Origin of the sequence: Paenibacillus sp. Soil522 (assembly GCF_001428245.1) — a bacterium.
In the GTDB taxonomy this organism is placed as follows: Bacteria; Bacillota; Bacilli; order Paenibacillales; family Paenibacillaceae; genus Pristimantibacillus.
Genome location: NZ_LMRV01000044.1, coordinates 58,914 through 78,005, shown reverse-complemented (window position 1 = coordinate 78,005; position 19,092 = coordinate 58,914). Strand labels below are relative to the sequence as shown.

Here is a 19,092-nt window from a genome sequence, read left to right as displayed (position 1 = left end):
CTATTCTCCTTTACCTTCCATTAATTCCGGCATGCGAAGCGTAACCGTTGTTCCTTCATCCAGCTCACTGTCGAAAGACAGTCCGAAACGCTCTCCGAAATTAAGCTGTATGCGATGGTTTACATTTTGTATCCCTAAGCCAGATGTTGACGAATATGCGGCAGGTACGTGCGGCATTCCTTTCGCTAAGCTTGCATTCAGCTTCGCAGCGTCCGTTCCCACGCCGTCGTCTATAACCTGCAGCTCAATGCCATCGCTCACTCGATACCCCTTAATGAGAATGTGACCGGCATCGGCTTTATTTTTAATACCGTGATAAATCGCGTTTTCCACAAGCGGCTGCAGGACAATTTTTATTATTTTGTTTGCCATAATGGTCGGATCGACATCGAAGCTATAGGTAAACTTGTTGCGGTAACGGATGTTCTGAATCGTTAAATAATGCTCAATATGGGCGAGCTCCGCACGGATGGGGATCAACTCCTCCCCCTTGCTTATCGTAGATCGAAGCAGCTTCGATAAGGCTGACGTCATTTTGATGACATCGTCCATCTTATCCATCTCCGCCATCCAAATGATTGAATCAAGCGTATTATACAAAAAATGCGGGTGAATTTGCGCCTGTAACGCCTTCAGCTCACTAATCCGCTTGTCTTCCTGCTCCTGTACGACCTGACTCATCAAATCCTTTATTTTTCCGGTCATCAGATTAAAGGTGCGGGCCAGCTTGCCGATTTCATTCGTGCTCTCAATTTCAATCCTGGCATTAAAATCTCCCTTCTCCACCTTCTTCATATGAACGTCCAGCTTCTTAATCGGCTTCGTCAGCGTAAAGGAAAGCAATACCGAGAACGCAAGGGCAATAATTAAACAAACAGAACCCCACAGCATAGCCGAAAATTGGATTTGCCGTTTGTCGCCAACGAGCTCCTCCGGATAATTTACACCAATGACTCTCCATCCGTATTTAGAGCTGCGTATCGTATATATTTTGTTCGTCCCGTCGCTCTGTGCCTCGAAGGTGCGGTCGCTTGCAAGCTGTAAAATTTGCTCAAGCTGCTCCGATTTCAAGCCGGAGTAAATGAGCTGCTGCTGCGGATGATAAATAAAGTCGCCCTTCGGATCGAGCAGAAATACATAGCCGCGGTTGCCCATATGGATCTGCTTACATAAATCGTTAATGACGTTATAGTTCAAATCGACAAGCAGTACGCCGGTGCTGCCATCCGCTGCAGCCACGGCTTGACGGCTTATGGATACGACCCACCGGTATTCACTCTTATAAATATGCTGCACGCGGGAGGATGAAATGACTGATTGACCCCCAGCTTCTTTCGCCGATTTGTACCAATCCTGATAGAGCAGCTCATTATAGCCCTTCAGATGCGCGCCGCTGCGGTCGGATACAAGTGCGCCATTCGTGCCGATGAATACGATTGAAGCGATATCGTTGCGCGATTCTACGATCGATCGGAAGAAGGTGCTTGTCTGCTTAACGAGCGCCAATCCTTCAGGATCATAGGGGTCCGGCATCCGCATTAATTGCTGCAGCTCTTCATCGCGAAGCGCCAGCTCCGCAATGCTTTCCATATTGCCAATGTAGTTTTGTATGTTCATATTCACTTGTTCAATGAGCTGCGCCGTATAATCGTAGGAGTTGTTTTTGACGGCGTCGGAGGAGAGCAAATACGTATTGACGCTTAGGATAACGGTCGTACAAATAATAAGGCAGGAGAACGCGATCGCGATATTGGTATGAATGCTTTTGAATTGAAATAGGCCGCGTCCTTTCATGGCGAGCTGTTCTCCTTCATCATCGCTTTGTATTCCTTCGGTGTCCTGCCGGTGTTTCGTTTGAAAATGACGCTAAAATATTGTGGATCACTGTATCCGACCCGCTCCGCAATATCGTATGTCTTCAATTGTGTTGATGCGAGCAGCTGCTTGGCCTTATCCAGGCGCACACGCGTCAAATATTCGACAAACGTATCGCCCGTCTGCTGCTTGAATAAGCTGCTGAAATAGCTGAGACTGAGAAAAACATGCTGGCATACTTGATTAAGCGAAAGCTCGGGATCATTGTAATGTTCGTGAATATACGTTATGGCATCCTGAAGCTGCGTATTGTTCACATTCGTTCGGCGATCCGACAGGAACGCAATAACGCTGCGGCACATTTCCTCCAGCCAGCCTTTCATTTGGTCCACGTTCTTAAGCGGCGGTATGCGTGAAAACGGATCTTCGCCGAGCAGCTCCGAATCGTCGAACCCCGCCTGTGCAATGACATTGATGAATGCCGCCATTACGCGGTGCAAGTAGCCGTAGCAACTGCTTGCCGTTGCGCCGGACTGCTTCAATTCCGCAAACCATTCATCCAAAATGGCTGCGGCTTGCGCAGCTTTTGCTGTTTTCAAAGCGGCCATCAGCTTCTTCTCAAACTCATAATAATTCGACGGGCTAAAGCGTTTGCCGAACTCAACGTCCTGGATAGAGATCACGCGTCCGCTGCCGAGCAGAAAACGATAATCAAGCGCCGAGCAAGCCTCTTGATAAGAAGTGCACACCTCTGTCAAAGCAGGATAGACGCGTCCGATTCCAATGGAAACGTCACGTTTCAAATACTTTTGAACCGCTTGTCCCACATGCGCTGCAAGCTTCTGAGCCTTAATAGCTGTATCCTCCACCGAACCCCCGAGCAGCGCCGCTACTTTGTCATCACGTGTTTGGAATACGATTCCGTCATGCTCCTCCTGTATAATCTCTTGAGCGATATTGAACATAGCGAAGCGGAGCAGCTCCTTCGTCCCTGAAGCTATTGTCCCTGGTTGTTCGCCAGCTCCTTCCAAATCGAACAGCATCGTCAAATAAGCAGGCCCCTCCAGCTTTAACTGGAAGTAGCGAAACCTTTCTTCGATATCGTGAAGCGTTATCGGAACGTTAACGAGCTTATCGAGAAACCGCTCGCGCAGCAGCGGAAAGCTTTCATGCAGCCGCTGCCGGAGCGCTGACATATCCTCCATGCGTGCCTGTTCTTCATCCAGCTCCCGCTTCATTTTACATAAAAAATCGGTGAACTCCTGCAAATTGATCGGCTTCAATAAATATTCGTTTACTTTAAGCTTGATCGCCTGCTTCGCATATTCGAAATCCTCATATCCGGTCAGAATGACTATTTTCAGCTCCCGATACATCCCGCTTATTAGCTCGGTAAGTTCCAGCCCGTCCATATAAGGCATGTTAATATCCGTAATGACGACGTCGGGATGAAGCCTTTCTACAGCTTCAAGAGCGTCTCTGCCGTTACTAAAATCGCCGACAAGCTCGAAGCCGCAGCGCTCCCAATTCGTCAGCCGCTTTACGCCTTCCCTTACTTCATCCTCATCATCGACGATCATTATTTTGTACATCCGTTCCACTCCCCTTGAGGGCTTGCATTCATAGGCATATCGTTCCACATTCCTATCGATATAACTCTCTGTTGCATACGAGATTTTCGGTAGCGCTTACATGAATACCTGCTTATTGCGCCAAGAACAGCAAAGCAGCAGGCCCGTAATGCTTTACTGGCCTACTGCTTTTATATCATAGCTGTTTTATTGCATTTTAATTATTCGTACAAAAGCGGTTTGATCGTATCCGAATCCATATTCGTCTTGTCATACCAGTGGAAGCCGGTATCGATCATCGGCTCTACCTTCTCGCCGTTAATCGCTTGCACCGCCGCCTTAACGGACCAGTAGCCGATGCCGATCGGATCCTGCGTAATCGCCCCTGCCATCGTGCCGTTTTTGATCGCTTCCATTTGCAGCTTGCCGGAGTCATAGCCGATGATTGTAATTTTGCCGTTTTTGCCGAGCTCGGTTACCGCATTGACGACACCGATTGCCGAGCCTTCATTCGCTCCGAAGAAGCCTTTCAGATCGGGATGCGCCTGCATAATCGCTTTCGCAAGGTCCGTCGATTTGAGCTGGTCGCCCGCTCCGTATTGAATATCTACGATTTTGATATCCGGATATTTATCTTTCATTTGATTAACGAACCCGTCGCGGCGGTCAATACCGGTACGGCTCGTTTGGTCATGAACGATGAGCGCGACTTCGCCGGAGCCGCCGATCAGCTCAGCCATTTTGTCAGCCGCCAGTGCCGCTGCTGCAACGTTATCTGTTGCTGCAGTCGTAACCGGAATGTCGCTGTCTACGCCGGAGTCGAAGCCGACGACCGGAATGTTGGATGATTTCGCTTTCTCCAGCAGCGGAAGCGCTGCTTTGCTGTCCAGTGCCGCGAATGCGATTGCACTAGGTTTCTTGTCGAGCGCCGCTTGAAGCATCTCAATTTGTTTGTCCACCTGAGCTTCCGTCTCAGGACCTTCGAACGTAATCTCAACGTTCAGCTCTGCCGCTGCCTTCTCCGCGCCTTGCTTTACCGCCTGCCAGAACTGATGCTGGAAGCCCTTTGAGATAACCGGAATATACAGCTTTTTATCGCCTGACGTGTTTTTCGAATCGTTCTCTCCGGCTGCAGCCGGCTGATTGGTCTCTTTGTCTCCCCCGTTGTTGCCGCCGTTCGAACCGCATGCGCTGAGCACCATAATTGTTACAAGAAGAAACATCGCAACTGACATCCACTTATTTCTTTTCAAAGCCGATCTCCCCTTATGTTTCAAATGTTATATTAAACCTCCGCACCTGCTGGGCGCTCAGAGGGAAATACCGCTTCTCACTTCTTGCGGCGGCGCAATATATCGGCATAAACCGCTCCGATGACGACTAGTCCAACGATAACAACCTGCCATTCCTGCGGAACAGACATGATGCGAAGCCCATTCGTCAGCACACTCATAATAAGCGCTCCTATGACCGTTCCGAGAATCGAGCCCTGCCCGCCGCTGAGCGATGTTCCGCCGATAACGACCGCCGCGATCGCTTCCAGCTCATAGCCGGAGCCGAGTGCTGGCTGAGCCGAATTAAGCCGCGAGGCCATTATAATGCCGGCAATACCGGCGAACGCGCCTGTAATGACATAAATGGCAATTTTCCAAAAGTTGACGTTTACACCGGACAGCCTTGTCGCTTCCTCATTGCTGCCGAGCGCAAAATTGTATCGTCCGATGATCGTTTTGGACAGTACAATGCTGGCGATAACCGCAAGCCCGAAGAAAATGAACACCGCCAGCGGCACCTTGAACAACGTACCCATCGCTATTTTCGAGAAAGCAGGCGTATCGTTGAAATAAATCGGTTTGGTGCCGGATACGACAAGCGATAAGCCTTTTGTCACCATCATCATGCCTAAGGTGGCGATAAACGGCGGAATTTTCATTTTGGCAACGAGCCAGCCGCTAATGAAACCGCACAACGCCCCGGTCGCGATACCGCCGGCGATGCCAAGCGGAATGGGCAAGCCCCAGAACGTAATGATGACGCCCGTCATGACCGACGCGAACGTCATGACCGTACCGACCGCTAGGTCAATGCCGCCGGTTATGATGACAAACGTAGAGCCGAGCGCCAGCACCCCGATAACCGCGGTCGACAGCATGATACCGATGATGTTATCGAAGCGGAAAAAGTTTTCCGACGATAAAGAGAAGAACACGACTAATAAGATGAGACTCGCAAACGCCAGCAGCTTTTGCGTTGCGCCTGTTTTCATAAACACAATCTTTTGAACCGAAACGGGCTTCCCTGCTTCAACTAACTTCATTTCGCTTCCTCCCCCACTCGCATCGTTGCATATTTCATAATGGCTTCCTGCGTCGCTTCCCCGCTGCTTAATTCGCCGGTAATGCGTCCTTCGCACATGACGATGATCCGATGGCTCATCCGTAATATTTCCGGCAGCTCCGATGAAATCATAATGATTGATTTCCCTTGCCGCACCAGCTCATCCAGCAGCTTATAAATCTCCGACTTTGCACCTATGTCAATACCTCGCGTCGGTTCATCGATCATTAAAATTTGACAGTCCCGTGTCAACCATTTGCCGATGACGACCTTCTGCTGATTGCCGCCCGACAAAAACTTAACCTTCTGGTCGACGTTCGGCGTCTTGATTTTGAGCGCTGCTACATGCTCTTCGGCATTACGCTCGATCTTCACTTGCTTCATCCATCCGAACGGATTACGGAAGCTGCGATACGATGCAATCGAAATATTCGTCTTGACGTCCATGTCGACAAGCAGGCCGAATTGCTTACGATCCTCCGACAAGTAACCAATCCCGCATCGAACCGCATCGTTTGGCCCTTTAATGCTAACGCTCTTCCCGTTCACCAAAATTTCGCCGGAATCAATAGGATCCGCTCCAAAAATAGCCCTCGCCACCTCCGTCCGTCCCGCTCCCATAAGCCCGGCAAAGCCGATAATTTCGCCTTTGTTCAGATGAAAGCTCACGTCCTTCACCGCTTTTCCGCGATTGAGCCGCTGTACCTCCAGCACCTTAATCTGACGTCCGTTGTCGCCGAAGGCCGGCTTGGACGTGCTGTATATTTGCCGCCCAACCATCATTGAAATGATGTCATCAATCGCCGTATCATCCGTACGCACCGTATCCACATAGCAGCCGTCGCGCATAACCGTGATGCGGTCTGTAACTCGCTTCAGCTCCTCCATTCGATGCGAAATATAGACGATGCCTACACCCTGCTTCCGCAGCTGCGTGATCATTCGAAACAGCTCGTCAATCTCTGCATTCGTGAGCGCCGCTGTAGGCTCATCCATAATGAGCACTTCGGAATGGAAAGAAAGCGCTTTCGCAATTTCGACCATTTGCTGTTTAGCCACTGTCAGCTCCGATACGAGCGTGCGCGGATCAAGCTTCAAGTTCATATGCTCGAACAATTTCTGCGTCCGCTCGTTTAGTTCATTGTCGTCGAGGAAGAGGGGAAACTTCGCACGCGGCTCTCTCCCGATAAAAATATTCTGAGCAATCGTCAGATCCGGCATCAAATGCAGCTCTTGATGAATGATGCCGATGCCGAGATTTTGAGCAGCTTTCGTATTAGCAATCTCGACTTCTTTGCCTTTATAAACGATCCGCCCGGCATCCTTCGCATAGACGCCGGTTAATATTTTCATCATGGTTGACTTGCCTGCGCCGTTCTCGCCTACCAGCGCATGCACTTCACCCGCACGCAGCTCGAAGCGGCATTGATCGAGCGCCAGCACGCCGGGGAATTGCTTAGTGATGCCGTCCATTGCAACTAAAATCTGACTCATCGCTCCCACCCCATTCGGTTTGTGTGCTCATTGTATAATGAATGGCGAGCTGATTATATGGAGAAATCTCCTGTAAAAAGTTGATTATTTTCTTTTTCAAAAAAAAATAAAAATAAGCCCTTCACGTCGGCAAAGGACTTTAGTGATCTTGGTCGTTTGAACAAGTTCAAGCTGCTGTTTAACTAGCGTTTCCCGTTAGAGCATAATCACCTTTACAATTCATCAATCGTTCCATCTAAAATATGGTTAAGAACAATCGGAAGCCTTGAAATCAACAACTCTTTTTCCTATTAAGTGCCGCGTTATAAGTATTTTAGCGATCTAGACCATTCCACTTTTTTTGAAAATGGCTGTTCTCCTTTTATTCTCTTTTCCTTTTTGATTTTGTCTATGTTGTCAAAGCCCATAACACCTATATGTTCAGGCACTCAAAATTTATCAAGCTGACCGCCAAAATGATCAATGTAAGCTCGTTCCGGCTTTTGTATGATAACAAAATGCTGATAAGTAAATGTAAGGAGGTTCGGTAATCGGAATGGATTGGAAGAAGCTCGGACAAGATATTATAGGAGGCAGGGCGCTAGATCAAATCTCAGACGAATTAAACGATTAATGGACCCGGGCAAGAGCGAGTAGCAATTATTGAAACAGAATGAGAACAACAGTATGAAGAAGACATTTTAGTGAAAAACTGTTTCCAAAACACTCAAACATGACATATGTAGTTCGCGAGTTTAACCGGTAATTTTGAATGCTTGAATAAACCGGCCACCAAGACATTTGAAGAGGCAGGATGAGGAAATAGCAATGCGGCGCACCGTGAGTGAGGCATAAGTTAATTTCATCATAGAGGAGGTTTTTATGTTGGCTAAAAGGAACGACAAAAGTTTTTTGTCTTCTTTCCTTATGATTTGTTTAATTGTGACCATGTTCTATGGGGTAACTGCGCAGAGGGTGCAAGCAGCTGCTTCCATCGAACTGAACCAAGACTACATGCATAAGCCATGGACGCAAGTCGCCAATCATCGTTGGTTGGTGCAAGCGGCTAAAGAGAGAGGAGCCAATATTTTTGAAGCGTTCTACAACTCCGCTCCTTACTATATGACGATGAGCGGAAGCCTAGGCAAGAATGATTCCATTAAGAGCGGACAAGTATGGCTCGATACCGAAGGCGTTCCGATCCAGGCTCATGGCGGAGGCATTCTGTACAATGAGGAGAACAAAACGTACTACTGGTATGGCGAAGACAAAAGCGAGGACAATATCGGTTCGGGTTATGTGCCGGCAACAGGCGTTCACGCTTACTCTTCTAAAGATCTGTACAATTGGAAGAATGAAGGGATTGTATTGCCGGTATTCAACAACCCTCAACTGGGCCAAGATACTTTGCCTTCCGGAAATCTGCCGTTGTACTTGGACGAGAATTCCGAGACGTACAAAAATAGCGGCAAACCGTTCGATCCGAATCGAGTGATCAATGTTACGAGCAAAGACATTGACTATACCAAAGATATGAAATCGCCGGCTAATTCGCTTAGCAAGCATATTGCGCCGGAAGAAAGGGCCGAACGCATAGCTGAGCTGAACGCATTGTACGCGGACAAAACAAATGCAGAGAAGCAAGCGATGTACAAAGATTTCAACTGGGATAAAGTGGTGGAGCGTCCGAAGGTCGTCTACAACAAGAAGACGGATAAATACGTCATGTGGTGGCATCATGACGGACCTGTCGCCGGTTCTTACTTGACGGCGGAAGGAGGCGTGGCGATCAGCGATTCGCCGACAGGATCGTTCAAATATTTGGGCACGTTCCGCTTGCCGAATAAAGGCGCGGAAAACGGCAATGAGGGCATGCTGCGCGATATGACGCTGTTTGTCGATGAAGACGGCGACGATACGACGCATGACAAAGCATACCTGGTCTATGCTTCGGAAGAAAACGCCACGACTGTTATTATGATGTTGAATGATGACTACACGGGTCCCGCAACGAACGCAAACGGCGAGACGCTGGAAGGGATTCACTATGTAAGAGCTTTCAAGAGCCGGAGGGAAGCGCCGGCGATCTTTAAGCAAGACGGCGTCCACTATATGATTACGTCCGGCTTGACCGGCTGGAATCCAAACCGTGCTAAATATCATGTATCAACGAACGGCATGTTTGGTCCTTGGGAAGATAAAGGCGATCCGATGGTCGATGATCGGGAAGGAACCACCTTCAGAAGCCAAAGCACGTATGTGCTTCCTTATCGGGATGGCAATGGAGAGATCGTGCCGAACAAATTCATCTTTATGGCCGATAGATGGGTTCCTAACAACCTGAAGGATTCCAGATATGTGTGGCTTCCGGTCGAATTAAACAACAAAGACAAGACGGTTGCGATAAGATGGTATGATGAGTGGGATTTTTCCATATTCAAAAAAGGATAAGCGTCAAATAGCCCCCACCTTGTTATCAAGATGAGGGCTATTTGACGCTTACTTTTAATTCAACACTTACCGCTATACTTTCTTGCCAACAGCGAGCGACACATAGGCTCCGCAATTCCAAAAAAACCATTAGTGCGAGTAACGTGTGTGATTTCTTTCAGAGCTTGTTCCCTATCCTCAATCATAAAAAAGGAGCCGATACTAAACTGCATCAAATGCCTCGTCAGGAAATGGCATTTGCAAAAAAAAAAAAAGAAGACTCATCACCCTACATGCAGTGAAATGAGTCTTCTTTGATTGAACTTTACTAATCGACGTAGCCGGCAAGCCCTTTGTCCATCAGATAGTCCATCTCTGCTTCCAAAATCGATTCTACGATGAGCTCGTTCGACTTCACGTCAGAGCGGCTTAAAATGTAATCAACAAGCTCGTCGCCGTCAATATCCACCTCGCCGTTTTTGTCTTCCTTCGCATTGTTGATGAAGGCATGCTCATGCTTTAATACCAGCTTGATCAACTGCTCATCCGCGTCCGTTTCTCCTGCTATGTATTGCACCAACTCTTGCTCATTCAGCTGTTCACTCATCGTTTGTCATCTCCTAATCGTTTAAGTACCGTCATTGTATCATATCAAGCCTCAATGTTGCTAAGAGTGATATCGATCCCTACGTCTATGCTTCTTTCGTTACGGCCGGAATTTCTACTGAGGCTTTCTCGCCCTTTTGCAGCTGATACATTTTGTAATATCTGCCGCCCAGCGCCATCAGTGAATCATGATTGCCCCGCTCAACGATTTCGCCGCGATGCAGAACAAGAATTTGATCGGCATCGCGAATCGTGGACAGCCTATGCGCAATAACGAGCGTCGTCCGGCCCTCACTGACCACCCGCAGCGCTTGCTGAATCAACCCTTCGGTCTCGCTGTCTATGCTTGCTGTCGCCTCGTCCAGTATAAGAATCGACGGATCGTAGGCTAGCGCCCTTGCGAAGGAAATAAGCTGCCTCTGACCGGAGGAAAGCGTGCTGCCGCGCTCGACTACCAGCTCATCATAGCCGCCGGGCAGCTGCTCGATGAACGGAGCCGCGCCGACATCCTTCAGCACGCTTTTCACCCGCTCAATTGAAATGTCCTTATTATAAAGGCTGACGTTGAACTTAATATCGCCGGCAAATAAATACGGATCCTGCAGCACGATCCCCATATGCTTGCGCAGCGCTTGCTTAGAGATCGTTGAAATATCCCGGCCGTCAATCGTAATAGCCCCTTTATCCGGCTCATAAAAGCCAAGCAGAAGGTTCAATATTGAGCTTTTGCCCGAGCCGGTATGACCGACTAAAGCGACCGTCTCTCCCCTGCGCGCTTCAAACGAAATATGCTTCAGCACGTCTTCGCCTGCTTTGTATGCAAAGGTCACGTTATCGAATTTCACGACGCCATCCGGCCGCTTCACATGCTTGGCAGGTTCGACATCCATGCCTTCCATATCAAGGATCGCAAACACCTTCTCCGCGGATACGAACGCCCGCTGCGCATTCGTCAACTGATCGAATATACCGATGATCGGTTGAAAGATGCGGCCCAAATAGTCGATGAAGGCATAAAACACGCCGAATAAAATAGCGGTCTCAAGCGACGCGCGGCCAAAATACCAAATGACCATCGCCGTTAACAAGCTGCCGATCGTGCCTACAATGTTTCGCGAGGACAAAGAAAACACTCTAAACTGTTTAATTTGATTAACGTACCGGTCCTCATTCAGCACCTCGAACTCATCCAGCGTCACCTTCTCGCGGCGAAACGCTTGAATGATCTGCATGACTACAATCGATTCATTAATCATCGCATTCATGTCACTGAGCCGGGCACGCATAATCGTAATGTACTTCTTCGAATATTTCAAATGTATGACCATGATGAGCGCAAAAAGCGGTGGCAGGAGCAGACAGAACATCGCCAGCCGCATGTCCAATAGGAACAGCGCCGTAAAAATGCCGATCAGCTGGACAAAGCTGACGACAAAGGTTGCCATGAAGCTCATGAACAAATCCCGCACAGCCTCCGTGTCGTTCGCTATTCTCGATACGATTTGCCCGATTGGCGTATTGTCAAAATAGCGCAGCGGAATCCGATGGATGTGGCCCATTAAATCCATACGCATGTTCTTAATAATTTGCAGCGCAGTCGATTGCAGCATGTACGCTTGCGAGAAATTGCCGATACTGGCGACGAGCAACAGCCCCATATAAAGCGCAAGCAGCCCGAGAACAGGCAGCAAATCCTTGCCGCCTGCCGATAAGTGCCTATCGATAATCGTTTTGATAATAAAGGGTCCGCCAAGCTCAGCGCCTACCGCGCAGCAAAGAATAAGCAGCGCGCCGATAATTCTAAACTTATAAACGAGTGCGTATCCGAATAGTCTTCTCGCCGTCGATTGCTTTGGCATGCTATTGCCTCCTCATTCTTCCAAGCTCGCTTCCATTTGCTGACGCTCCCACTGTTCCTTGTACCAGCCTCCGAACAGCATGAGCTCATCATGCGTGCCTTCTTCTATGATCCGTCCTTCATTCAATACGATAATCCAATCCGCATGATTGACTGCGGAAAGGCGGTGTGTCGTAATAAACGTCGTCTTTCCCTCGCGCTCCAAGCGGATATGATGAAGGATCCGGCTTTCTGTCCGGGCATCGACAGCCGACAGCGAATCATCAAGCAGCAAAATTTCGGAATCAATGAGCAGCGCCCGCGCAATCGCTAATCGCTGCTTCTGCCCGCCTGAGAGCATGACGCCATTTTCACCGACGACGGTTTCAAGTCCCTCGGGCATCAGCGCAATATCCTCTGTAAAGGAGGCCATTTCTACCGCGCGGGCGATTTCTTCAGGCGAAGCGTCCGGCTTGCCCAGCGCAATATTGTCTCTGATCGTTTTGGAAAGCAGCAAATGCTCCTGCGGCACATAGGCAATCCAGCGTCTCATCTGATCTATCGTTATCCGCTCCACAGGCACGCCCGCTATCATCAACCGCTCATGCTCCAGCGGATACTGCCGAAGCAGCTGCTTCAGCAGCGTACTCTTTCCGCTCCCCGTTTTGCCTACGATACCAAGCGTCTGGCCGCGCTCAAGCTGCAAGGATACGTTGTCCAAACTAGGATGGCTGGCCGTAGGGTAAGTGAAGGTCAGCAGCTTCATTTCAATGCGCGTTGGCACCTCTATCGCAACCGGCTTATCCGTATCCGTCAGATCCGGCTTCTGTGTGAGCGCCGTATCGAGCCGATCGGCCGAAGCGCTTCCGCGCTGCAGCACATTTATAAATTCGCCAAAGGAGATCATCGGCCAAATGAGCATACCCAAATAAATATTGAACGAAATGAGCTGACCGAGCGATATTTCTCCTTGAAAGACGAGATAAGAGCCATAACCTATGCCGATCGAATAGCTGATGCCGACAATCAATGAAATAATAGGCTGAAAAAGCGCATTTAAAATGGATACCCGCTTGTTTTTGAGCATAACCTCGGAGGTCACCTTATCGAATGCAGCGAGGTCATCGTTTTCCTGCACGTAGGAGCGGATTACGCGTATACCGGAGATCGACTCCAGCGCATGGTCGTTCATTTTGCCGAAGGAGGCCTGCGCATCAAGAAACCGGGTTCTCACTTTTTTGCCAAGCTTGCTGATAACGACCGCCAGCAGCGGCAGCGGAATGAGGGCCGCAATCATTAATTTATAGCTCACGAGCGAAATCATCATAATAACGACTACGGAAGCGCCAACGAGCGTATTGACCAGCGTCATGACGCCGTAGCCTGCCGTTTGTCCGATAGCCAATATATCATTTGTAGCAAGTGCCATTAATTGACCCGTGCTGTTACGCTGAAAAAAAGCGGGTGTCATCCTCGTCAAATTCGCGAGCAGCCGCCCTCTCAGCACCTTCTCGATAAGCGCAGAATTGCCAAACAGCGTCGTAATCCATATGTAGACCATGACGTAGAGCGTCAGCGAAAGTCCGATGAGCAGCAGCACCGTCTGCGTCAAGCCAGCCGAAGTAAGCTGTCCTTCACGGATATGATCGACCGTCCTCCCGATGAGATTGGGCGGTATCGTGGAAAGCAGACTAACTAATGCCATGATGCCGATGGCAATCGCGTAGCTTCTCCATCTATCCTTAAAAAACCATCGCAACCGATTTACAAAAGACATGATATCCTCCTTTTCCTCTTACCGGTCATCCGCTTCATGCAGCTTTTCTTGCTAGCGTTTACCCAAGCTGCTTCAAGCGCCTTATTCTCACCCTGGCTCACCTTTTGGTAAGATATGTTTTCCATTTTTCAGTATAGCAGTATCCGCGAAAATAATAAATTTTCCAACAAACAATATTAAAAATCCGCCAACAAACCGAAAGCTCAACGTACAGAAAATATCGATTTGTTCGAGTTAGCAACCGGACCATCCGCTTTAGAACGAAAGAAAGGGAAGGCTGCCGGGCACCTATCCCCGTCAGCCTTCCCTTTCTTTCGATGCTATTTGGTGCGGCATGGCAAAGTACTTTCACTTCGCAGCGAATTTTTCCATTTGCGGTAAATCTCCCAAGGAGCGCCATTATCGAGCAAATCGTTGCACGTATACAGCCCTTCCTCAATCGATTCGACCTTCTCCGCCAGCTTGAGCCTTACGGCTGCATTAAGCATCACTTGATTCGCGAATGCGATATGTCCGCGTCCTTGCAGAACGGATTCCGAAACGTGCAATTGCTCGGCTGGCGTCCAATCGATTTCCGGCACAGGCGTCTCTAAGCCGTAGGTGTCCGGATCAATAATATGTAGCTGCGATTGTCCGTCTTCTACAAAATAAGTACGGGTTGGCCTCTCGATGAACAAGTCCTCAGAGCCCTCCATTCCCTGTACGATGAGCGCTTTTTTGTATTGCAAATTGTTTGCTAACTTCGCCATGCGCTCAAAAACGGTATTATGATAAACCCCAAATATTAAATAAGGGGAATGGGCGTAGTCAATCAGCTTCTCAGCCGTATTCAGCACCGTTCGCATGCCCAGCTCGATTCGAATGGAACGCAGCGCCTTAAGGGGCGGACACCATTCCTCAGCAGGAACGTACAGCACGCCCGTATCCTTTGCTGCTTGAACAATCCGGTCCCGGGCTAATGAATCCGCTTCAATACCGGCTTCCTTCAGCAGATCATGCAGCGTTATGCCCCATTTTGGAGGCAAGGATGCCGATCCGTGCAGCGTAACCGGAAGCCCGGCGGCCGCGAGTATAAACGATGTAGGAAATGTGGCAAAAAACGATTTTTTCCTGCCGTCATAAGGGCCGGCGCAATCGATTCCCTTCTGAATGGGGGCGCGGTGCGCATGCTGGCGACATACTGTTACAAAAGCTTCAAGCTCTTCGACGCTTTCCATTTTTATTCGTTCAGCAATGAAAAAAGCGCCTATTTGCGCCGGGGTCGCCTTTAATTCAAGGATCGCATTTGCCGCCAGCAACGCATCATCATGCCCGAGGTCTCGCGCTCCCCTTTTGCCCCGGCCGACTTCCTTCAATAGGTTGATCATCATGGCAAAGCCCCCTTTATTTTTGATCCTGAAGTATTTGATATACCTTAACGATCGATGTTGCAACGTCGACCATGCGTTTGCGTTCATTCATGGCTTGTTTGCGCAAAACGTCGTAAGCTTCCGCTTCGGAAATATTTTTAATTTTGCACAAAATCCCCTTTGCCATATCGATCCACTTCCGCTCCTCAAGCCGCCCTTCCAGCTGCTTGCGCTCGTTCTTCCATTGGAGCCTCTCGAAGCATTGCTTAGAACCGAAATGAAGGGCCCAGTGCATCTCTTGCTCGCTCATCGAAGGCGTTAGAATACCATCTATAGGCGCGTCGTCCTCGCAATATGCGGCGGACAAGGAAGCTGAAGCAGCGCTGCACCACCACAACATCGGGACGGTCTTTTGCTTCAACAGCTTCGTTCCCCATTGCTTTACTTCATTAAGAGGTAAATGAAGAATTACTGCGTCTGCGCTGCTCATCTGCAACTCTGCCTTCTTCTCGTCTGCCGCGCGAAGTACGTGATACCCGTAAGTCTCAAGTAAATATTTTGGCGTTTGTTTCTTGGAAAGCTGATCCGACTGAGGGTCCGCCATTGCTACCTCGTTTGCCGCACGATGATCGACTACTAACAAAGAACGCATGAGAAGCGCCCCCTCCTATTCGACTTTTTTGCAAGCGTAAACGGTGAGCGCCATACGTTAACGGCAATAGCCCGTTTCGCGGTGAAAGATAAGCATGGTTATTCTTGTGTCACTCATAGCTTCTTATATTTTAAAATGAAGCGCTAGTCGATACCCTTTGTGATTATATATAACATAGAAAACATAAAATTGTCACTATCCAAGTTTTTTCACTCTTTTCCGATGTCAACTATCTTGACATGAACTCAGAATTCATTGTATATTTACCTTATCAAAATTCATATTATTCACGGGTACAACGGTGTATTCGTTTGAAGCGGCAAAGAAGCCTGCTTTCAATTTCCTAGGGGACGTGCGTTTTCCTCTGAATTGAAGCAGGCTTTTATTTATTTCGCTCAAACAGAGATTGAGAGGAGATAAACACAATGACGAAAACCAAAAAATTAGTACTCATCGGTAATGGCATGGCGGGGGTTCGGGCGGTCGAACATCTTCTTAAGCTTTCCCCTGAAAGCTATGACATTACCATTTTCGGTGCCGAACCTCATCCGAATTACAACCGAATCATGCTTTCCTCCGTCCTGGCAGGTGGCGCGGATATGCAAGAAATCATCATCAACGACTGGGATTGGTATAAAGAAAATAACATTACATTGCATACGGGCCACAAGGTAACAAAAATTGATACGGAGCTTAAAAAGGTTACCTCACATCTAGGCCTTGAAGTTGATTACGATGCGATCATTATCGCTACTGGCTCTAATCCATTCATGCTGCCTCTTCCTGGCGCAGACAAAGAAGGCGTTATCGCTTTCCGTGATATCAACGATTGCGAGGTTATGATCGATGCCTCCAAGAAATACAAAAAAGCAGTCGTAATCGGCGGCGGCTTGCTCGGTCTGGAAGCGGCTAGAGGACTTCTGCACCTCGGAATGGAAGTAAACGTCGTTCATATTTTTGGCAACCTGATGGAACGTCAATTGGACGAAGCAGCGGCAAAGATGCTTCAACGCGAGCTGGAAGCCCAAGGCATGCAGTTTCTATTGCAAAAAAGTACAACTGCCATTAAAGGTAAACGCCGCGCAACCGGCTTAACTTTTGCTGACGGTACCGAAGTTGACGGCGATTTGGTTGTTATGGCTGTCGGTATTAAGCCGAACATCGAGCTTGCCAAAGCAACGGGTATCGAAGTGAATCGCGGTATTATCGTAGACGACTTTATGCAAACGAGTATTCCCGGCATTTATGCAGTCGGCGAATGCGCTGAGCACCGCGGCATCGCTTACGGCTTAGTTGCTCCGCTTTATGAGCAGGGCGCTGTGCTGGCCAAGCATCTCGCAGGCGTCGAAACCGCAGGCTATGCCGGATCCGTCACTTCCACAAAGCTTAAAGTATCCGGTGTTGACGTGTTCTCAGCAGGACGCTTCGATGAAGCGCCAGGCACAAAATCACTCAAGATCCAAGACGATATGGCAGGCACATACAAGAAGATTGTCGTACAAGACGGCAAGCTGGTCGGCGCGGTATTATTCGGCGACACGTCCGACGGTGCTGAATTATTCGCTTCCATTAAGAGCGGCGAATCGATAGCGGGACGCGAGAAGGAAGTACTGCTCGGCATTTCATCCGATATGCTTGGCCAATCCTCCGGCAGCGGCAGGCTTGAGGCAATGGCGGATGATGAAATCATTTGCGGCTGTAACGGCGTCTCCAAAGGAACAATTGCCGATGCCATTACGAACAAGGGCTGTAATACGGTTAGCGCTATTAAATCCTGTACGAAAGCTTCCGCTTCCTGCGGCGGCTGTAAACCGCAAGTTGAAGGATTGCTTCAACTCTATGCCGGCGATTCGATGGGCGAGCCGGTTAAGGAAGGCATTTGCGGATGCACGACGCTTAACAGAGACGAGATCGTTGCAGAAATAACACGGATGAATCTCAATTCCACAAAAGAGGTTATGAATGTACTCGGCTGGCACAATCCCGAGGGCTGCTCGAAATGCCGTCCAGCGCTTAACTACTACCTCGGCATGATCAATCCGGAAGAATATGTTGATGAGAATGAATCCCGGATTACCAATGAGCGCTACCATGCAAATATTCAGAAGGATGGCACATACTCTGTTGTACCGCGTATTTACGGCGGCGTAACCTCCCCTGCTGATTTGAAGAAAATTGCGGAAGTCGCCGAGAAATTCGACGTTCCGATGGTTAAATTTACAGGCGGACAGCGTCTCGACTTACTTGGCGTTAAGAAAGAGGATCTCCCGAAAATTTGGGAAGAGCTCGATATGCCATCCGGTCACGCCTACGGCAAAACGCTTAGAACCGTTAAAACATGTGTCGGCTCCACCTTCTGCCGGTTCGGTACGCAGGATTCGATCAGCATGGGTATCCAATTGGAGAAGGCTTTCGAGCGTCTTAATACGCCAGCCAAGGTAAAGCTTGCCGTTTCCGGTTGTCCGCGAAATTGCGCTGAAGCTACGATTAAGGACTTTGGCGTAGTCGCTATAGACGGCGGCTGGGAGCTTCATGTCGGCGGCAACGGCGGCGTAAAAGTACGTGCGACAGACCTCCTCTGCATCGTCAAAACCGAAGATGAGGTTATGGAATGGTCCTCTGCATTTTTACAGCTTTACCGCGAAAATGCACAATGGAATGAGCGTACGGCTCAATGGATTGAGCGCGTCGGGCTCGATCATGTTAAGAAGGCGCTGGAAAGTCGTGAAGAGCGTCTTGCCCTTAAATCCCGTATCGAGAAAACGCTCAGCTTGACGACCGATCCATGGAAGCAAATTGTTGAAACAGACGAACTGCGTAAAAATTTCGTGGAATTGTCCGGCCCGCAGCCAGTACAACAACTATAGAACTTACGCTTACGAAGTAAGTTTTGCTTCACAAAACGTTCAAGGAGGAATACACCTATGACAACAACAAAGCTGCTGGTAGCTAACTTATCGGATATAGATGTAAAAGGATCGCGCCGAATTACAATTAAGGATATCGAAATTGCCGTATTCCGCTTATCGGACGACAGCGTGCTTGCCGTAGAAAATAGATGCCCGCATAAAAACGGTCTGCTTTCCGAAGGGATGGTGTGCGGTACAGACGTACACTGCCCGCTTCATGATTGGAAAATCGATCTGCGCAGCGGCAAAGTACACGAGCCTGACGAAGGCTGCATCAACACCTTCGAAACCGAAGTTGACCGCGAGAGTGGAGCCATTTACGTAACCGTTTAAAGT

Annotated in this window: 13 protein-coding genes; 3 read left to right on the top strand and 10 right to left on the bottom strand. The window is 48.9% G+C overall.

What is annotated here, in order from left to right; all coding sequences use genetic code 11:
* The 5 genes from ASG81_RS14080 to ASG81_RS14060 all read right to left on the bottom strand — a co-directional run bounded on the left by ASG81_RS14080 (window position 1) and on the right by ASG81_RS14060 (window position 7,217).
* Window positions 1-1,794 (bottom strand): cache domain-containing sensor histidine kinase, encoded by a 1,794-nt coding sequence (locus tag ASG81_RS14080; RefSeq protein WP_056635053.1) that lies wholly within the window; start codon window positions 1,792-1,794, stop codon window positions 1-3.
* Window positions 1,791-3,407, bottom strand: coding sequence for a response regulator transcription factor (locus tag ASG81_RS14075; RefSeq protein ID WP_056635050.1), 1,617 nt, complete (start codon window positions 3,405-3,407; stop codon window positions 1,791-1,793). The genes ASG81_RS14080 and ASG81_RS14075 overlap by 4 nt, the downstream gene beginning before the upstream one ends.
* Window positions 3,408-3,607: 200 nt before the next feature.
* Window positions 3,608-4,639 (bottom strand): ABC transporter substrate-binding protein, encoded by a 1,032-nt coding sequence (locus ASG81_RS14070; protein ID WP_442952876.1) that lies wholly within the window; start codon window positions 4,637-4,639, stop codon window positions 3,608-3,610.
* A gap of 77 nt (window positions 4,640-4,716) precedes the next feature.
* Entirely contained in the window at window positions 4,717-5,703 is a 987-nt protein-coding gene (locus ASG81_RS14065; RefSeq protein ID WP_056635048.1) for an ABC transporter permease, read from the bottom strand.
* Window positions 5,700-7,217, bottom strand: coding sequence for a sugar ABC transporter ATP-binding protein (locus ASG81_RS14060; protein ID WP_056635044.1), 1,518 nt, complete (start codon window positions 7,215-7,217; stop codon window positions 5,700-5,702). Before ASG81_RS14060 ends, ASG81_RS14065 begins: the two co-directional genes overlap by 4 nt.
* A gap of 861 nt (window positions 7,218-8,078) precedes the next feature.
* Between ASG81_RS14060 and ASG81_RS14055 the strand changes: the two genes are divergently transcribed.
* On the top strand, window positions 8,079-9,647 hold the full coding sequence (locus ASG81_RS14055; protein ID WP_056635041.1) for a glycoside hydrolase family 43 protein: 1,569 nt from the start codon (window positions 8,079-8,081) through the stop codon (window positions 9,645-9,647).
* Window positions 9,648-9,954: 307 nt separating this feature from the next.
* On the opposite strand, the gene ASG81_RS14050 is transcribed toward ASG81_RS14055, so the two are convergent.
* From ASG81_RS14050 to ASG81_RS14030, 5 genes are all read right to left on the bottom strand, one after another.
* Window positions 9,955-10,233: a hypothetical protein gene (locus tag ASG81_RS14050; protein WP_056635037.1), complete on the bottom strand. Its 279-nt coding sequence runs from the start codon at window positions 10,231-10,233 to the stop codon at window positions 9,955-9,957.
* 85 nt (window positions 10,234-10,318) lie between these two features.
* A complete protein-coding gene (locus ASG81_RS14045; RefSeq protein ID WP_056635033.1) occupies window positions 10,319-12,091 on the bottom strand; it encodes an ABC transporter ATP-binding protein in 1,773 nt (590 codons plus the stop codon).
* 12 nt (window positions 12,092-12,103) lie between these two features.
* A complete protein-coding gene (locus tag ASG81_RS14040) occupies window positions 12,104-13,846 on the bottom strand; it encodes an ABC transporter ATP-binding protein (protein WP_056635030.1) in 1,743 nt (580 codons plus the stop codon).
* Between the two features lie 320 nt (window positions 13,847-14,166).
* Window positions 14,167-15,213 carry an anthranilate phosphoribosyltransferase gene (locus ASG81_RS14035; protein WP_056635671.1) on the bottom strand — a complete coding sequence of 349 codons (1,047 nt, stop codon included), beginning with the start codon at window positions 15,211-15,213 and terminating at the stop codon, window positions 14,167-14,169.
* A gap of 16 nt (window positions 15,214-15,229) precedes the next feature.
* The gene (locus ASG81_RS14030; protein ID WP_056635027.1) at window positions 15,230-15,847 is read right to left on the bottom strand and encodes an ANTAR domain-containing response regulator; all 618 of its coding nucleotides are present in this window, start codon (window positions 15,845-15,847) and stop codon (window positions 15,230-15,232) included.
* Window positions 15,848-16,272: 425 nt separating this feature from the next.
* Here ASG81_RS14030 and nirB point away from each other — a divergent pair, with 425 nt between their 5' ends.
* Both nirB and nirD read left to right on the top strand, forming a co-directional pair.
* The gene (nirB, locus tag ASG81_RS14025; RefSeq protein ID WP_056635024.1) at window positions 16,273-18,714 is read left to right on the top strand and encodes a nitrite reductase large subunit NirB; all 2,442 of its coding nucleotides are present in this window, start codon (window positions 16,273-16,275) and stop codon (window positions 18,712-18,714) included.
* A gap of 57 nt (window positions 18,715-18,771) precedes the next feature.
* Window positions 18,772-19,089, top strand: a complete 318-nt coding sequence (gene nirD, locus ASG81_RS14020) for a nitrite reductase small subunit NirD (protein WP_056635021.1) — start codon at window positions 18,772-18,774, stop codon at window positions 19,087-19,089.
* Window positions 19,090-19,092: the final 3 nt, after the last annotated feature.